This window comes from Pseudonocardia sp. OZ21 (assembly GCF_059359135.1).
Genome location: NZ_JCADBN010000002.1, coordinates 656490 through 673405, shown reverse-complemented (window position 1 = coordinate 673405; position 16916 = coordinate 656490). Strand labels below are relative to the sequence as shown.

13 protein-coding genes are annotated in these 16916 nt (G+C 69.3%); 8 read left to right on the top strand and 5 right to left on the bottom strand.

The window, feature by feature from the left end; all coding sequences use genetic code 11:
- The first annotated feature begins 10 nt into the window (after window positions 1–10).
- Window positions 11–1267, top strand: a complete 1257-nt coding sequence (locus tag AC5L35_RS06735; RefSeq protein ID WP_495058672.1) for an MFS transporter — start codon at window positions 11–13, stop codon at window positions 1265–1267.
- A gap of 83 nt (window positions 1268–1350) precedes the next feature.
- Here the strand turns inward: AC5L35_RS06735 and AC5L35_RS06730 are convergent, their stop codons facing one another.
- Window positions 1351–1860, bottom strand: a complete 510-nt coding sequence (locus AC5L35_RS06730; RefSeq protein WP_495058671.1) for a CGNR zinc finger domain-containing protein — start codon at window positions 1858–1860, stop codon at window positions 1351–1353.
- A 100-nt stretch (window positions 1861–1960) separates the two neighbouring features.
- Here AC5L35_RS06730 and AC5L35_RS06725 point away from each other — a divergent pair, with 100 nt between their 5' ends.
- The 6 genes from AC5L35_RS06725 (at window position 1961) to AC5L35_RS06700 (ending at window position 10534) form a co-directional block, all read left to right on the top strand.
- A complete protein-coding gene (locus AC5L35_RS06725; RefSeq protein WP_495058670.1) occupies window positions 1961–2845 on the top strand; it encodes an alpha/beta fold hydrolase in 885 nt (294 codons plus the stop codon).
- A 59-nt stretch (window positions 2846–2904) separates the two neighbouring features.
- The gene (locus AC5L35_RS06720; RefSeq protein WP_495058669.1) at window positions 2905–3900 is read left to right on the top strand and encodes a GlxA family transcriptional regulator; all 996 of its coding nucleotides are present in this window, start codon (window positions 2905–2907) and stop codon (window positions 3898–3900) included.
- A gap of 496 nt (window positions 3901–4396) precedes the next feature.
- Window positions 4397–6229: an asparagine synthase (glutamine-hydrolyzing) gene (gene asnB / locus AC5L35_RS06715; RefSeq protein WP_495058704.1), complete on the top strand. Its 1833-nt coding sequence runs from the start codon at window positions 4397–4399 to the stop codon at window positions 6227–6229.
- 24 nt (window positions 6230–6253) lie between these two features.
- The gene (locus tag AC5L35_RS06710) at window positions 6254–7588 is read left to right on the top strand and encodes an MFS transporter (protein WP_495058668.1); all 1335 of its coding nucleotides are present in this window, start codon (window positions 6254–6256) and stop codon (window positions 7586–7588) included.
- A 52-nt stretch (window positions 7589–7640) separates the two neighbouring features.
- Window positions 7641–8981, top strand: coding sequence for a UbiD family decarboxylase (locus AC5L35_RS06705; protein WP_495058667.1), 1341 nt, complete (start codon window positions 7641–7643; stop codon window positions 8979–8981).
- 29 nt (window positions 8982–9010) lie between these two features.
- Window positions 9011–10534 carry a GMC family oxidoreductase gene (locus tag AC5L35_RS06700; protein ID WP_495058666.1) on the top strand — a complete coding sequence of 508 codons (1524 nt, stop codon included), beginning with the start codon at window positions 9011–9013 and terminating at the stop codon, window positions 10532–10534.
- On the opposite strand, the gene AC5L35_RS06695 is transcribed toward AC5L35_RS06700, so the two are convergent.
- The 4 genes from AC5L35_RS06695 to AC5L35_RS06680 form a co-directional block, all read right to left on the bottom strand.
- Entirely contained in the window at window positions 10535–11740 is a 1206-nt protein-coding gene (locus AC5L35_RS06695) for a nitroreductase family protein (RefSeq protein ID WP_495058665.1), read from the bottom strand.
- 85 nt (window positions 11741–11825) lie between these two features.
- Window positions 11826–12833 carry a GlxA family transcriptional regulator gene (locus AC5L35_RS06690; protein ID WP_495058703.1) on the bottom strand — a complete coding sequence of 336 codons (1008 nt, stop codon included), beginning with the start codon at window positions 12831–12833 and terminating at the stop codon, window positions 11826–11828.
- A 23-nt stretch (window positions 12834–12856) separates the two neighbouring features.
- Window positions 12857–14284, bottom strand: coding sequence for an MFS transporter (locus tag AC5L35_RS06685; RefSeq protein WP_495058664.1), 1428 nt, complete (start codon window positions 14282–14284; stop codon window positions 12857–12859).
- Between the two features lie 23 nt (window positions 14285–14307).
- Entirely contained in the window at window positions 14308–15711 is a 1404-nt protein-coding gene (locus tag AC5L35_RS06680; RefSeq protein WP_495058663.1) for an FAD/NAD(P)-binding protein, read from the bottom strand.
- A gap of 358 nt (window positions 15712–16069) precedes the next feature.
- On the opposite strand from AC5L35_RS06680, the gene AC5L35_RS06675 reads away from it, so the two are divergent.
- Complete coding sequence (locus AC5L35_RS06675) at window positions 16070–16912, top strand: MBL fold metallo-hydrolase (RefSeq protein WP_495058662.1); 843 nt, start codon at window positions 16070–16072, stop codon at window positions 16910–16912.
- Window positions 16913–16916 lie beyond the last annotated feature (4 nt).

Here is a 16916-nt window from a genome sequence, read left to right as displayed (position 1 = left end):
TCATCCGCGGGTGCGCGGGAGGCTACTGGGACGGCATCGCGACTTCCGGCTGCTCTGGGTGGGGGAGACCACCAGCCTCGTCGGAAGCGCGATATCGACGGTCGCGCTGCCCCTGGTCGCGGTCGAGCAGCTCGGTGCTGGTCCGTTCGCCGTCGGGGTCATCACCGCGGCGGTGTGGTTGCCGTGGTTGCTGGTCGGGCTACCTGCCGGGGTGTGGGTCGACCGGGTGATCCGGCGCCCGGTGATGCTCGGCGCCGACGTCGTGTCGATGCTGGCCTTCGCCAGCGTCCCGATCGCGGCCTGGCTCGGGGTGCTCAGCCTGGTGCAGATGGTGGTCGTCGCGCTGGTCTCGGGGGCTGCTCGTGTCGGGTTCGAGACGGCCTATGAGGCCTACCTGCCCTCGTTGCTCGACCCGGCCGACCTGTCCGAGGGCAACGCGGCGCTGCAGACCAGCAGCGCGTCCTCGCTGGTGGTCGGCCCGTCCATCGCCGGTCTCCTCGCTGCGGCTGTCGGCGCGGTCGTCGGCCTGCTGGTCGACGCGGCGACGTTCGTGGTCTCGGCGGTCTGCCTGCTGCTGATCCGCTACCGGGAACCCCCGGTCGAGCAGCGACCTCGCGCCGGGGGAGTCGCGGGGCTGACAGCGGATATCGGCGAGGGTCTGCGGTTCGTGTTCGGCGACCCGTATCTGCGCGCGCTCACGTTGTTCGGGGCGTCCGTGAACATGACGTACATGGTCTATGCGGCCATCCAGGTGGTGTTCCTGCTCGACGAGGTCCGCGTCGGCCCGGCGATCGTCGGGGTGCTCGTCGCGGTCTCCGGTGTGGGCGGGGTGGCGGGTGCACTGGTCGCCGGGATGATCGCGCGACGCTTCGGGACCGCGCGCGGCATGCTGGTCATCGAGGTCGTCGGCGCTCTGGCCGGACTGATGATCCCGCTGGCCCAGCGCGGCCCGCTGCTCGCGCTGTTCGTCGTCGGGAGCTTCGTCAACGGCGCCGGGGTCGTCGCGGTCAATGTCATCAAGTCGGCGTGGCGCCAGGCCTACTGCCCACGGCACCTGCTCGGGCGGGCGGTCTCGGCGATGCAACTGCTCAACTACGGCGCCATCCCGGTCGGCGCGCTGGCAGGCGGCGCGCTCGGCGCCGCGCTGGGAACCCGCACGACCGTCTGGGTCTCGTCCGTCGGCATGGCGGCCGGCATCGGGTTCCTGCTTGCCGGCCCGATCCGCCGCGACCGGGACCTTCCCACCGCCGCCGCGGCCGCGACGTAGCCGTTCCTCAGGCGGTCAAGCCCGCGGTGACGAAGGCCAGCACTCCTTCAGCACGGCGAGGTGACGCTGCACTGACACATGCCTCAGTCCATGGGGCGGGTGCGCTGGTAGTGGCGGCGTGCCTTGAGGCGGTTCCCGCAGACCTTCATCGAGCACCAGCGGGCGGTGTTCGGCCTGCTGCGATCGAGGAGGAACAGCCGGCACTCGTCGTTGGCACACGCCCGCAGGCGGCCGGGCATCTCCTCCTGGACCCGGCCCCACGCCAGGAGGGCCCGCGCGGACGGGCGCCGCACCTCCTCGACGTCGAGGGACCAGGCGAGCCCGTTCGGCGCGGCCTCCGGGCGCAGGCGCACGCCGGCCAGCAGCGGCGTGAGCGCATCCGCCGGCTCCGTGCCCCGGACAACGGCCTGCAGGCCGTCGCGGACCTGCCGCAGGTGGGCCACCTCCTCGGTCGACCCGACCCCGCCGTGCGCGCGCGACCATTCCTCTCCGTCGGTGGTCAGCAGGTCGAGCTGGCCGCCATCGACGACCGGAGTGCTGTTGAGCAGGTCCAGGAGCAGTGCCTCGTCCTCGTGCGCCGTTACGTCCGACATGATGCGATTCTAACCACGCTGCTCAAGTTGACAAGTTAGACACGACGGTGTGTCATCACCTCGTCGCTCTAACCGGTAAGACCAGCGAACGGAGTTAGTCATGGTCGAGGTTCACCACCGCACTGCCACCGTGGACGGGCAGCGGGTCTTCTATCGGGAGGCCGGCCCGGCCGGCGCGCCGGTCGTGCTGCTCCTGCACGGCTTCCCGACCAGCTCACGCATGTTCCGCCACCTGATTCCGGCACTGGCCGACCGCTACCACGTCATCGCCCCGGACCACATCGGGTTCGGGCAGTCCGCCACCCCGTCGCCCGCCGAGTTCGGCTACACCTTCGATGCCCTCACCGACATCACCCAGGGCCTGCTCGACCAGCTGGGGATCGACCGGTTCGCGATGTACGTGCAGGACTACGGCGCGCCCATCGGCTGGCGTCTGGCGCTGCGGCGCCCCGCCGCCGTGCAGGCGATCATCAGCCAGAACGGCAACGCCTACGACGACGGCTTCGTCCCGTCCTTCTGGGCCGGGGTGTGGGCATACACCCAGGCACCCGGCCCCGACACCGAAGGTGGGGTCCGCGGGGCGCTCGACCTCGAGGCCATCCGCTGGCAGTACCTCACCGGCGTGCGCGAGCCCGACCTCGTCGACCCCGACACCTGGACCCTCGACCACGCCGAGGTGAGCCGTCCGGGCAACGACGAGATCCAGCTGTCCCTGTTCCGCGACTACGCCACCAACCCGCCGCTCTATCCCGCCGTGCACAACTACTTCCGCACCAGCCAGGTGCCATTGCTGGCGATCTGGGGCAACGGCGACGAGATCTTCGGCCCGGCGGGAGCCACAGCGTTCGCCCGCGACCTCCCGGACGCGGAGATCCACCTCATCGCCGGCGGCCACTTCCTGCTCGAGAGCGCGCTCGACACCGCCGTCGGATACATTCGAGGATTCCTCGGCCGAACCATGGCCTCGGCCGGCCGCGCCGCCTGAACGACATGTACGACCGCGGGACCGGGGACATCATGAACGGTCGACACCGGGAGGACCGGATGGCTCGTGACAAGGCGGTCGTCGCCGTCCTGATGTTCGATCAGGCGCCGTTGTTCGAGATGTCGGTCCCGATCAGCGTCTTCGGTGTCGACCGCAGCGTCACCGGAGCCCCTCGGTTCACCGTGCTGCCGGTGGCAGGCGAGCCCGGCACGCTCACCAGCACGGGCGGGGTCAGGATGCACGCTCCCCACGGTCTCGAGGACGTGGCGACGGCGGGCATCGTGATCGTCCCGGCCTGGCGCGGCGCGATGGAAGAAGCCCCCGAGCCCGCGCTGCGCACGCTCCGCGAGGCGCACGACGACGGGGCGCTGATCGTCGGGCTGGGCAAGGGCGCATTCGTGCTGGCCGCCGCGGGACTGCTCGACGGCAGGCGGGCGGCCATCCACTGGTTCCACGCCCCCTCACTCGCGGCGTCCTACCCGGAGGTCCGGGTCGACCCGGGGGTCCTCTACGAGGACGACGGCGACGTGATCACCAGCGCCGGCACCGCCGCCGGCATCGACGCCTGCCTGCACGTCGTCCGCCGGCTCTGGGGTCCGGCCGCGGCGTCCGCGATCGCCCGCAGGATGATCGCGCCGCCGCAACGCAGCGGAGGGCACGCCCAGTACATCGACCAGCCCGTTCCCGCGCAGTCCGAGGCCGACGAACTGACCCGGGCGATGGCCTACGCCGTCGAGCACCTCGACGAGGTGCTCGACATCGAGGACATGTCCTCGCACGCCCACCTGAGCCGCCGGACGTTCGACCGCAGGTTCCGCTCCGAGGTCGGCATCTCGCCCCTGCAGTGGCTGCTGCACCAACGCGTACTGCGCGCGCAGCAACTTCTCGAGCACACCGACCTGCCGATCGACACCATCGCGCGGCAGGTCGGCCTCGCATCGGCGGTCTCCCTGCGACCGCCGTTCCACCGCTTCGCCGGCGTCGCACCGCAGGAGTACCGCAACACCTTCCGTCCGCGGGCGAGAGCGGCGGAGCCGACCCGAGCAGATCGCTAGGGGAGCAGCGCCCGCCGCCCGGGCTCGCCGCCGCGAGATCCACGGATCCGCCCTCGCGGGGGCGAACGCCCGCGTCTCGGTCTGACCGCCACGAGATCCGCTTGTTTGCCCCGGCGAGGGCCTAAGCGTGAGTCTCGCAACGATCATGGCGCGGGCCGGATCGTGAGTGGCACGAGATGCGCCTGTTCGCCCTGGCGAGGGCGGGAGCGTGGGTCTCGTACTTCTCGATCGCGTTGTGGTGAAATGCGGGATCGCGTGGCTGAAATCGATCGATAACCGGCTTGTTCGACGACTCTGAATGCTGTTGGCGCCATGGCTTCAACGGCGTGTGACGGGATCCACTTGTTGATTGCGAAAACCGGCCACCCGATGTTGTAACGTCGGTCCAGGTAGCTGCCGCAATGCGACGAATGCGTCCACGATGTCACGTGAACCCGCGATTGGCTTACGTAACGCCGAATTCGTCGACCTGGGGGAACAACGGGGGAGGGTGGCCATGTGTGGAATCACGGGTTGGGTGGCGTTCGACCATGATCTGCGTGCGGATTGGCGCATCGTCGACACGATGACCGAAACGCTGGCTTGCCGGGGCCCTGACGAGGGCGGGGTCTGGACGAGCGAGCATGCCGCAGTGGGGCACCGGCGGCTGTCCGTCATCGACCTGTCGGGCGGGCGGCAACCGATGCGGGTGGACACCGCCGACGGCTCGGTGGTGCTCGTGTACTCCGGCGAGACCTACAACTACGAGGAACTGCGGTACGAACTCGTCGGCCGAGGCCACCGTTTCGAGACCCGGTCCGACACCGAGGTCGTACTGCGGGCCTATCTGGAATGGGGCGCGGCCGCAGCCGAGCGCCTGAACGGAATGTACGCGTTTGCGGTGTGGGACTCCCGGCTGCAGCAGCTCGTCATGATCCGCGACCGGCTGGGGGTCAAACCGCTCTACTACTACGAAACCGCTGACGGTGTGCTATTCGGCTCGGAGCCGAAAGCGATTCTGGCCAACCCGCTCGCCGAGCACGTCGTGGGCCTCGACGAGCTTCGCGACATGTTCGGCCAGGTGAAGTCGGGTGTGGTCGTGTGGGAGGGCATGCGCGAGGTCGAGCCCGGCAGCGTGACCACCGTGGACCGATCCGGTGTCCGGACCTCGCGCTACTGGAGTCTGCCCACGCACGAGCACGCCGACGCCCTGGACACCACGGTCGGCCGAGTCCGGGAACTGCTCGAGGACATCGTGGCCCGGCAGGTGATATCTGACGTGCCGCGCTGCACGCTGCTGTCCGGTGGCCTGGACTCCTCCGTCATCACCACGATCGCGGCCGCACAGCTGGCACAGACCGGGGAGACCCTCCGCAGCTTCTCCGTCGACTACCTCGGCCAGACCGAGCGCTTCGTCGCCGACGCCGCCCGCGACGCTCCGGACACCCCCTTCGCTCACGAGGTGTCCGTCCACGCCGGCACCGACCATCAGGACATCCTGCTCGATCCCGACGACCTGACCGACCTCGATGTCCGGGCCGCCGTCGTGCGCTCCCGGGACATTCCCCAGGGTCTGGGCGACATGGACACGTCGATGTACCTGCTGTTCCGGCAGATCCGGGCCCACTCCACGGTTGCGCTGTCCGGTGAGTCGGCCGACGAGGTCTTCGGCGGCTACCGGGAGTTCTTCAGCGAGGACGCGCTGCGCGCCCGCACCTTTCCCTGGCTGACGAGCGTGACGCCCATGAGGGGCCTCGACACCGAGAGCTTCGAGCCCGGGCTGTGGGCCGAGCTGGATCTGGACGACTACGTCCAGGACACGTACGACAGCGCCGTCGCCGCCGTGCCCCGGCCGGCCGGCGACGACGACCTCGAGTATCGAATGCGCCAGATCAGCCACCTGTACCTGACCCGGTTCCTTCGCATGCTGCTGGACCGCAAGGACCGGTTGTCCATGGCGGTCGGGCTCGAGGTGCGAGTGCCGTTCTGTGACCACCGGCTGGTCGAGTACGTCTACAACGCCCCGTGGGCTCTCAAAACTCATGACGGGCGAGAGAAGTCCTTGCTGCGGGGCGCCGCCGGTGACCTTCTGCCCAGCTCGGTGCTGCGACGCCGGAAGGCCAACTTTCCGTCCACGCAGGACCCGAAGTACGTCACCAAGCTGAGGAACGTCTGCCGCGATTATCTCGCCGCCTCGGCGCATCCGGTTTTCGAGCTGGTCGACCGGAAATGGTTGACCGATGCCGTTGCCGACGACGCACCGACCACACCGGGAACCCGGCGCAGTCTGGAACGCGCGATCGACCTGGCCATCTGGCTCGACATCTACAAGCCGAAGTTGAAGGTCTGATCCTGCGGCTGTCGGGAGGTAAGTGTGGTCGAAAAGGATGCGTCGGGGCGGGCCACCGTGCAGGCCTGTGTCGTTTCCGTCGCCGGGTGGTCGTTCGATCTGTTCGATCTGTTCATCCTTCTGTACGTGGCCGGCCCGGTCGGCCAGGCGATCTTTCCGGCCGACCGGCCCACGCTGAGCCTGGCCGCGGTGTACGCCTCGTTCGCGGTGAGTGTGGTGCTGCGTCCGGCCGGCGCGGCGGTTTTCGGTGGGATCGCCGACCGGCACGGCCGGAAGAAGAACATGGCGCTGGTGCTGACCGGGCTGGGACTGGTCACCGCAGCGATGGGCGCAGTGCCGGCCTACCCGGCGATCGGACTGCTGGCGCCGGCGCTGTTCCTGCTGTTGCGTCTGATTCAGGGTCTGTTCGTCGGCGGGATGGTCGCAGCGACGCACACCTTGGGCACCGAAAGCGTGACACCGCGCTGGCGGGGGCTGATGTCCGGGTTGATCAGCGGCGGTGGGGCCTGCGTCGGTGGTGTGGCGGCCAGCGGGCTGTTCCTGCTGGTGTCGCACGTCTTCCCCGGTGAGGCGTTCACCGTGTGGGGCTGGCGGGTGATGTTCTTCGCCGGTCTGGTGGCCTCGCTGTTGAGCTATGGCGTGCTGCGCGGTGCCCACGAGTCCCCGGTGTGGAACTCGCGTTCCCGGGAGGAGGTAGCCAGAACCGGGCTGCCGGACCTCGTAGGCGCGGGTCGCGGCCGTGGGTTCGTGCTCGACGTCGTACTGGTCGCCGGCGCCGGTGCCCAGTACTACCTCACCTCGGGTTATCTGCCGACGCTGCTGGACACGGTGCTCGGGGTGGCCCGGTCCGCTCAGGGCGTCGTACTGCTGGTCGCCAACGTCGTCGTGCTGATCACGGCGATCGCGGCGGGGGAACTGAGCCAGTGGCTGGGACGGCGGCGCACGATGCTGCTGTTCGGAGCGGCCAACCTGGTGTTGTTGCCGCTGCTGGTGTGGATGCTGTCGCGGACCGATCCGGGACACATCGGTCTGGTCATCCTGTACGCCTCGGCGCTCGTCCTCTTCGCCAACACCGCCATCGCCCCGGTGATCGCCTACCTCAACGAGCGCTACCCGACCGCGCTGCGCGCCCGCGCGACGTCGGTCTGCTGGAACACCGGGTTCATGGTCGGTGGACTCATGCCCACCTTCCTCAGCCTGGCCAGCCCCACCCCGGCGGATGTGCCGGGCAGGCTCATCTGCTTCCTGCTGGCCGTGGTCGTCGTCTTCGTGGGCGCGAACCTGATCAGCCCTCGACGACCGGGTATCTCCAGATCCGCAACCCTCCAGGAGCTGAGCCCGACCGGTGGTCGTGTCTGACGTCCGTACGAATGTCAACTGAGGACGGTGTGGTGATGAGCGATCTGCGCTCGTGGCTCGATCTGCTCGGCGCCCGTGGCGACATCGCGCGACTCGCGGCTCCGATCGAGCCGGATCAGGAGGTCGCTGCGGTGTTGGAGCGGGCCGACGGCGCCGGGCAGTTCTGTTCGAGGACGTGGTCGGTGCTCGATTCCCGCTGGTCGGAAACACGATTCCCACTCACGATCACCTGGGGCTCGCGCTCGACTGCGCATCGGGCGATGTGGCTGAACGCTTTGCCGAGGCACTGGACCGGCCCGGTGCCTGCCCGGAGGTCGACGCTGCTGATGCGCCGGTGCTGAAGAACCGGTTCGACGGAGAGGCGTTGCTGTCGGTGCTGCCGCTGGTGCGGCAGCACGAGTACGACGCCGGCCGGTATCTGACCTCGGCGCTGGTGGCGGTCCGCGACCGTACGACGGGCCGGATGAACCTGTCGATCAATCGGATGCTGGCCACGGGCGAGCGTGAGTTGCGGGTGCTGGTGCTGCCCGGCCGGCTGCGGCGGATCCTCGCCGAGGCCGAAGCCGCCGGCGAGGACCTCGACGTCGCGCTCGTCATCGGGGTCCATCCGGTGCTGGTGCTGGCCAGTCAGTCCCCGGCCGAACGTGATCTCGACGACTACGCGGTGGCCGGGGCGCTCGCCCCGACGCCGATCGACCTGGTGGCGGCTCCGACGGTGGACGCGCTGGTCCCGGCACACGCCGAGGTCGTGCTGGAGGGTCGCTTCACGGCCGGGCAACGCGCGGAGGAGGGGCCGTTCGGTGAGTATCCCCAGACGTACGGGCCCGCGGCTCCCGCGCCCGTCATGAAGTTGCTGGGGGGTTGGCATCGCGACGACGCGCTGTTCCAGACGATCCTGTCCGGTGGCCGCGAGCACATGTATGCCGGCGGCGTACCTCGGGAGGCGCACTGCACCCGCGCGCTGCGCCGGGCCGGCCTGGACGTCGCGGGCCTGCGGCTCCCGGAGTCCGGCTCCTGCCGGCTCTCGGCGGTCGTCGCACTCCGCGACCCCGCACCGGGCGCCGTCACCACGGCGATCCTGACGCTGTTCCTCGCGGCGGAGACGATCAAGCAGGTCACCGTCGTCGACGCCGACATCGACGTCCTCGACGACGAGCAGATCGCCTGGGCCGTCGCCACGCGCGTGCAAGCCGACCACGACCTGCTCGTCGTCCCCCGCGCGAAGGGTTCCAGCCTCGACCCCTCCGCCCACGGTCCGGTGACCGCCAAGCTCGGGATCGACGCCACCGTGCCCACTGCCTCCGGCGGGGACCGGGAGAGGTACCGGCGCATGCGGGTCAACCCGTCCGATCCCGATCGCGTGCGTGCCCACCTCGCGGCGCTCGACCTCTGAAGAACGGATCTACAAGGGAAGGTCGGTTGATGAGTACTCATTCGGGTTCGTACGACTTCGTGATCGTGGGCGCCGGAACGGCCGGTTGTGTGCTCGCGTCGCGGCTAAGTGAGCACGCCGGCACGCGGGTGCTGCTCCTGGAGGCCGGGAGCCGGGACCCGCTGCCCGCCGCCGCTGACCCTCGGGCCTGGCCCACGCTGGCCGGTTCCTCGATGGACTGGGGAGGCGTGTCGGTGGAGATTCCGGACGGTCCACGGGTGTCTTTGCGGCGTGGCCGCGCTCTCGGCGGGTCCTCGGCGATCAATGCGCTGTCGTTCATCCGCGGGCACCGGGCGAGCTACGACGCGTGGGTCACGGCAGGGGCGGAGGGCTGGGGTTTCGACGACCTGCTGCCGTTCTTCAAGCGCAGCGAGCACGTGGAAGGCCGCGATCCCGCCCTGCGTGGCCGGGGCGGCCCGGTGCGGCTGTCGCCCACCTCTCCGCCACACCCGTTGTCGCAGGTCGCGCTGGAGGCGGCCCGGCAGGTCGGGCATCCCGTGGTGGACGACATCAACAGCGGGGCGGAGGAGGGGTTCGGCTGGGCGGAGTTCACGATCGTCGACGGCAAGCGGCTGAGCGCCGCAGACGCCTACCTGCTGCCGGTGCTGGAGCGGCCCAACCTCGATGTGGTCACCGACGCCCTGGCGCACCGGCTCGTCGTCAGCGGCGGGCGTTGCACCGGCGTCGAGTACTCGACCGGGTCGGAGGTCGTCACCGTCCAGGGCAGCCGGGAGGTGCTGCTGGCCGCGGGTGCGATCGGCTCGCCCCAGCTGCTGCTGCGCTCGGGCATCGGCCCGCAGGCCCATCTGCGCGAGTTCGGGATCCCGGTGCTCGCCGATCGTCCGGGGGTGGGCGCGAACCTGCACGACCACCCCGTCACCGGCGTGGTCCACCACGCACTGGCGCCCGTCGTCGCCACGGTGGGCAACGGCGGGGGCGAGGCCAAGGGCACGATCCGCACCAGCCCGGACGCGCCATGGCCGGACGTGCAGCTGTTCTGCGCGATCGCGCCGATGCTGGGCGACACGGTCCACGGCCCGTCGCGCGGCGCGGGCTACACGCTCGTGGCCTCCGTCGTGGCCCCGTTCAGCCGCGGTTCGGTGCGGCTGACCCGCGCCGCTCCCGACGCCGCCCCGCTGATCGACCTGGCCTACTACCGAGACCCCCGCGACCTCGACGCCGCGGTCGCCGGGCTGCGCGCCGCGCGCGAGTTGGGCAACGCGCCTGCCTTCGCGCCCTGGCGAGGCCAGGAGGCCCAGCCCGGCGCCGATGTGCGCGACGACAGCGCTCTGCGCGCCTACGTGCGCCGCAGCGCCCGCACCTACTTCCACTACGCGGGCACCTGCCGGATGGGCACGGACGAGGATGCCGTCGTCGACACCGAACTGCGGGTGCGCGGGGTCCACGGGCTGCGTGTCATCGATGCCTCGGTCATGCCGTCGCCGGTCAACGCCAACACCAACGCCACGGTCTACGGCATCGCCGAACGCGCTGCCCACCTCCTGCAGGCCTGATCAGCGGTCGGCTTCGGCGAGTTGCTTGATCCCCTCGAGGGTGCGGCGGAGATTGTCGCGGATGGTGAGGAAACGTCCGACGATGATCTCCGCTGCCTGATCGGGATATTGCGTCGTGGCGGCGGAGGTGCCCGACCCCTCGGTGCACATCACCATCGAATGACTGACACTGGTGCGCGTCCCGGCCAACGGCGAGAGCGTGAACCGCCATTGCGCCCATGGCTTCTCCGCGGTAAGGCCCACGTTGTAGACGAAGGCGCGGCCGGGCTCCCAGCGGACGACATGACACGGAGTCGTCCATGCCATCTCGCCGGTGGATGCGCCGAACAGGAGGTTGATGCTGGGATGCCCGGCGTCCCGGGTCATGTTGGATCCGTGGAATGTGCTGCCCAACCCCGGGGGCCGTTCCTCGTCCCAGGTCGCGGTGACAGCTTCCCCGCTGAATCTTCCGGGGAGGGTGATATCGGTGACCAACGGCCACAGCTGTTCAGGCGTGGCGTCGATGTCGAGATCCAGGCTCACCCCGCGCCCTTCACCCGGGTGGGCCCGCTCCGCCGGGGAGATCCGGCGGTCGGTGAAGCCCCAGTGGTCGACGTACGTGACGTCGGCGGCCGGCCGGCGCGGTGCCCGACGGAAACTGCCACCCGTGCTGTATGCGACCGGGAACAGAACCACCTGGGTGACGCCGTCAGGGATACCGAGCAACTCGGCGACCTCGGCTGCGCGGTGCAGATGGAGGGTCGTCCATGCCGTTCCGATACCGCGTGACCTGGCCGCGAGACAGAAGCTCCACGCGGCCTGGATGACCGAGTCGAACAAGCTCGGTCTCCCGCTGCCGTCGTGCACGCCGTAGATGGTGGCTATGACCAGTACCGGCACTCGTTCCAGGTTCTCCGCCAAGTGGATCGCCGACCGGGCGACACGTTCACCACGCTCGTCAGCCTCCGCCGCCGTGGCCGCCAACTCCGTGAGCTGCGTCATTCCCGCTGCCCGGTACAACTCGGCGATCTTCGTCTTCAGGCCCTGGTCGCGCACGATCATCCAGCGGCGGCTCGCCTGATTCGACCCGGACGGTGCCTGCTCAGCCAGATCGATCATGTTCAACAGGGTGTCGTCAGGGACGTCACGGTCGAGATCGAGGCGTTTGCGCACAGCTCGGGTGGTGCTCAGGATTTCGTCTATGGGCCTGACATCGAACTCTGTCATGTCATTCCTCGTTGTCGGAAGGTGGCCGGCCGTGACGGCTTCCGCGGAATTGCGATACGGCGACCGTTGCGTGATCTCCTGCGCGTCAGATGGCGCAGCAGCTGCTCTGGAAACGGCCTTCCGGATGATCCACGATCGGTTCCGGCCAGCTTCGGCCTGTTTCTCGTGCCCGGAAGGTGGTGCGGTAGTCCTGCGGGCTCACTCCGACGGTCCGGCGAAAGGCGGGGCGGAGCGAGACGGCGGCGGAGAACCCGACTTGTCGGGCGATGGCGTCGACCGACAGGCCGGTGTGTTCCAGTAGTTCCTGGGCACGCAGGATGCGTTGGTGCAGAAGCCATTGCAGCGGCGAGATGCCCGTCGCGGCCCGGAACTGCCGGTCGAAGGTGCGCCGGCTGAGGTGCGCCCGGGCAGCCAGGGTCTCGACGTCGAGGGCCTCGCTGAGGTGTTCCAGGGCGTAGGTCATCACCTTGCCGAGGTCATCGGAAGGGATGTCGGGAACCGGGTGGCGGATGTACTGGGCCTGGCCGCCGCTTCGGTGAGGTGGCACGACCATCCGGCGGGCGATGGCCGTGGCCGCTTCCGCTCCCCAGTACCGGCGCACGATGTGGATGCAGGCATCGAGTCCGGCCGCTGTGCCTGCACTGGTGACGATGTCGCCACCGTCCTCGTACAAGACGGTCGGGTCGACGGTGACCTGGGGACACACGGCCGCGAGGACCGGGGCGTGGTACCAGTGGGTCGCCACCCGTCGACCGTCGAGCAGTCCGGCGGCCGCCAGGACGAAGGTGCCCATGCACAGGCCCACGATCAGTGCCCCGCCCTCGTGCGCCTCACGTAGTGCCCGCAGCGCTGGTTCGGGCGGGCGTTCCTGGGAGTTCCTCCATGCCGGGACGATCACGATCCCGGCGTTCTGCAGTGCCTCCAGATCATGGGGAACCCGGAACTCGATGCCGCTGGTGGTGGTGAGCACGCCCGGCTCCCCGCGTACCGGAATGAGGGTGAACCGCGGCGCGCCGTTGAGCGTGCGATCGACTCCGAACACACTGACCGGCACCGACATCTCGAACATGGGTGCCCCGTCGAACATCAACACTGCAACGGTGGCTCGGTCACGAGTCATCGCTCGTCGAATACCTGAACGGTGCGGAGTGCCCAGCGGCCCGTGGTCGCCATCCCGACCACGAACAGCACCAGGCCGGTCGCAGCCATGATCAGCCAGCCGAGATGTGCCGCTGTGACGAAGCCGGTCGACACCGGCCCGACGATGCGTGCGGTCACCACCGAGCCGAGCACCGCCACGCCCAGCGTCGCGCCCACCTGCCGTCCCGCGGACGCCACCGCTGCCGCGACCCCGGCCTGCGACGGAGGCATTCCCGAGACGGCTGCAGTGGTGATCGCGGGGTTGATTAACCCGAACCCGAGCCCGAACACGGCGTAGGCGCCCGCCAGCTGCCAGAGCGGCGAATGCCCGGTCAGCTGCGCGAGCATGAACGAGCTCACCGCCATCGCCAGGGCTCCGACCGTGACCGGGATACGGGGGTGGTTCCCGCCGATGCGTCCTGACACGGGGGCCAGCAGCGCGATCATGATCGCCGCCGGAAGGGTGAGCAGGCCTGCGGACAGCGGGGACAGTCCCCGCGCCTCCTGCAGGTAGAGCGCATTGAGGAAGAGGAACCCCGCCACGGTGCCGTACGAGCCCACGGCGATGAGCGTGGCCCCGCTGAAGGGAACGCTCCTGAAGAACCGAACGTCCAGCAGCGGGTGGTCCGTGCGGAGCTCGTGGCGGACGAACGTGATCGCCGATACGACCGCAACGACGACGCAGCCGATGATCCACGGCGAGCGGATACCGAGCTGCGGCGCTTCGATGATCGCGTAGGTCAGCGTGGCGAGCAGTGCGATCACCAGCAGCTGCCCGATCGGATCGAGCTGCCGTGCCCGTGCCGCGCGGGACTCCGGCACGAACCGTGCCACGAGAACCACGGCGGCGAGCGCGATCGGCACGTTGATCCAGAACACCGACCGCCAGCCGTCGACGTCCACCAGAACGCCGCCGAGAATCGGCCCGAGCGCCCAGCTCAGCCCGGCCACGGAGCCCCAGATACCGATGGCCCTGGCGCGCTCCCGGCGTTCGGTGAACGTGTTCGTGATGATCGACACCGAGGAGGGGTTCAACATCGACCCGCCCACGGCCTGCAGCATCCGGAACGCGACCAGTAGCTGGACGCTGGGGGCGATGCTGCAGAGCAGCGACCCCAGGCCGAACAGGACCAGTCCGATCTGGAACACGCGCTTCCTGCCGATCCGGTCCCCGATGGAGCCGGCGAGCAGCAGGAGGCTTGCCAGCACGACACTGTAAGCGTCGATCACCCACTGCAGATTCGACACCGAGGCCTGCAGTTCATGACCGATCGATGGCAGGGCCAGGTTGACGATGGTGTTGTCCAACCCCACGATGAACAACCCCGTGCAGGAGATGGCCAGAATCACCAGCTTGCGACGCCGCCCCAGCCCGGACTCGTTCTCCTCACGAGCTCGGTCCAACGGTGTCGAGCGGGTCCGCGTGTTCACTGTCCGGTCACGGGCGCTGCGGCACTGCTCACGGTAACGGTGCTGGTGAGGTGCTTGGCGAGGCCGGCGGCCTCGTTCCGGATCTCGGGGACGGCTATGGCTTCCCAGTTGGAACTCTTGGTGGGCGGACCCACGCTGTACATGCCCGGCACGACGTCGCCGCGGCTGTCGAGAAGCTCGCCGTGCTCGGTGCACGCCAGGCCGAGGGCGAGCGGATCCGGGGCGATGGTGTCGCGGTCGAGCAGGGCTCGCAGGAGCGGGTTGGTGGTCATCGTGATGTCGCTGAGCGGCCCCGTGCAGTTCACGAGGGCCTCGGCGTCGACCGTGGTGTTGGTGAGGTGCACGCGGCAGCGGGTGCCGTGGTCCTCGACGGACTGGAGGCCGCCGCCGTGGAGGGTGAGCCGCCCGGCATCGCGGTACTCCGCGATCCGAGCAGCGACCTGGGGGGCCATCCGGTTGCGGTGCAGGTGCCAGGTGTGGACGTATGCGGAGAGGAAACGCCGGCGCTGGCTCTCGTCGAAGCGACGCCAGATCGACTGGGACTGCGGGCGCAGGCCGTCGACGACTGCGCGCCAGTCGACACCCTGCCGCTCGGCTTCGGCGATCTGCTCATGGACCAGCGCGGCGACCTCGTCCGCAGCCAGCGGGCCGGACGGAATCCGGGTCGACCACTCGGGCATTGCCTGCTCCACGTGGGCGCGCGGAAGCTCGCCGCGGCGGCTGACCATCACCACCCGGCGACGCGGGGAGTCGTCCAGGAGCGTGATGGCAGCGTCGACCGCGGTGAGTCCGGTGCCGACGAGGACGACTGTCGCGTCGTCGGGCACGCGTGCGAGCGCCTCGAGATCCCAGGGACTCTGCACATGCCACGAGGCGTCGGGAACCGGTCCCGCTGCGGATGCCAGCCGGCGGGGGGCGGCGACGCCATAAGCGAGCACGACGGAGTCCGCCCGGGCGGTCGTGCTGTCCGTGATGATCTCGAAGCCACCATCGCGGGCCACCACGTCCTCGACCCGGGCGTCGACGATGGTCAGGCGGTCGTCACCGAACTGGGCGACCAGATCTCTCAGATATTCGCCGTAGACCATCCGTGGCAGGAAGTCGGTGGGCTTCCACCCGCGGCCGGCCCGCCGGGCCCAGTTGGCGAAGTGGTCAGGCTCATCCGGAAATGCGCTCATGGTCTGCGCGCGGAGGTTGAGCAGATGCCGCGAGTCGGTCGTGCCGTGGGCGACGCCGAGATGCCGATGGCTCGGGTCGGCCTCGAACAGCAGGATCCGCAGGCCGGGGTCACTGTTGGCGCGAAGCAGATGAACTGCGGTGAGGGTCCCACTCGCACCCCCGCCGACGATCGCCACTGTGGCCGGTAGCCGGCCTGCATCGTTCAGATCGGTATTCACCATGTCACTCACGCTGCACCTCATGATCCGGGGGCCTGATACTCATATCGGCCCGCATCGTTGACTGTCGTATTCCTGCAGCGGGCGACCATGACCGCGTCATATCTCGACAGTGCGCCGAGCCTCCGGTTCACCGTGAGGGACATCCAAGCTGAGTATCGATTGATTCCGGCCAGTCGTGGCCAGGTTCTGTCGCGCTGGGCGCCGGTGCTGTAGACGTGCGCTTTGGGTCGATGATCCACGAAATCGGGACTTGGTGGGAACGGGTCGGTGGGCCCGGCCGCTCGCGGTGGCTTGAATCGATCGATGGTTAGCTTCCACGCCACTCACACCCCTGTCGCCGACAGGGCAGTATGAATGCATGACTGCATCTTCCTCATCTGCTCCGGCCGCCATCGCGGACGCGAACGCATCGATCACAGTTCAGCTGATCGGTGGCCCCACGGCTGTGATAGAGATCGGCGGAGTGCGGCTGGTCACCGATCCCACATTCGATCCTCCCGGTGACCATCCGGTCGGGCAGCGGAACCTGCTCAAGACGACCGGGCCGGCGGTGCCGGCGGATTCGGTGGGCCGGGTGGACGCGGTGCTGTTGTCACACGATCAGCATCCGGACAACCTCGACGACGCCGGGCGCCGGTTCATCGGCGACGTGCCGCTGGTGCTCAGCACCGCGGCCGCGGCCGAGCGACTCGGCGGTGTCACCCGTGAACTGCCTCTGTGGCGCAGCCACGTCATGTCGCGGCCGGACGGCGGGGAACTACGGATCACCGGGGTACCGGCGCAGCACGGTCCCGCGGGCACCGAACACCTGACCGGAGAGGTCCGTGGCTTCGTCCTGTCCGGGGCCGGGCTGCCCACCGTCTACGTGAGCGGTGACAACGCCTCACTCGCGGTCGTCCGTGACGTCGCCGATCATGCGGGCCCGATCGACGTCGCGATCATCTTCGCCGGCCGCGCACGCAGTCCGCTGATGGATGCCTATCTCACCTTCAGTGGTGACCAGGCCGCCCAGGCGGCCGAGATCCTCGGCTCTCCGACCGTGATCCCGATCCACCTGGACAGCTGGCAGCACCTCACGCAGGAGCCGGACGCGATCCTGTCGGCCTTCGCGCAGCGGGGGCTGAGCGACCGCTTGCTCGTGCTCGAGGCCGGCGAGTCCACGACGGTGTCGATCCCGCCCTCGCCGTCGGCCGACGCGTGAGGCG

Bases quoted from the DNA above. Each gene is read 5' to 3' on its own strand.
- AC5L35_RS06720 (WP_495058669.1), top strand. From the start codon at position 2,905: ATGGCTCGTGACAAGGCGGTCGTCGCCGTCCTGATGTTCGATCAGGCG.
- AC5L35_RS06695 (WP_495058665.1), bottom strand. From the start codon at position 11,740: ATGACAGAGTTCGATGTCAGGCCCATAGACGAAATCCTGAGCACCACC.
- AC5L35_RS06675 (WP_495058662.1), top strand. From the start codon at position 16,070: ATGACTGCATCTTCCTCATCTGCTCCGGCCGCCATCGCGGACGCGAAC.
- AC5L35_RS06730 (WP_495058671.1), bottom strand. From the start codon at position 1,860: ATGTCGGACGTAACGGCGCACGAGGACGAGGCACTGCTCCTGGACCTG.
- AC5L35_RS06700 (WP_495058666.1), top strand. From the start codon at position 9,011: ATGAGTACTCATTCGGGTTCGTACGACTTCGTGATCGTGGGCGCCGGA.
- asnB (WP_495058704.1), top strand. From the start codon at position 4,397: ATGTGTGGAATCACGGGTTGGGTGGCGTTCGACCATGATCTGCGTGCG.
- AC5L35_RS06680 (WP_495058663.1), bottom strand. From the start codon at position 15,711: ATGGTGAATACCGATCTGAACGATGCAGGCCGGCTACCGGCCACAGTG.
- AC5L35_RS06725 (WP_495058670.1), top strand. From the start codon at position 1,961: ATGGTCGAGGTTCACCACCGCACTGCCACCGTGGACGGGCAGCGGGTC.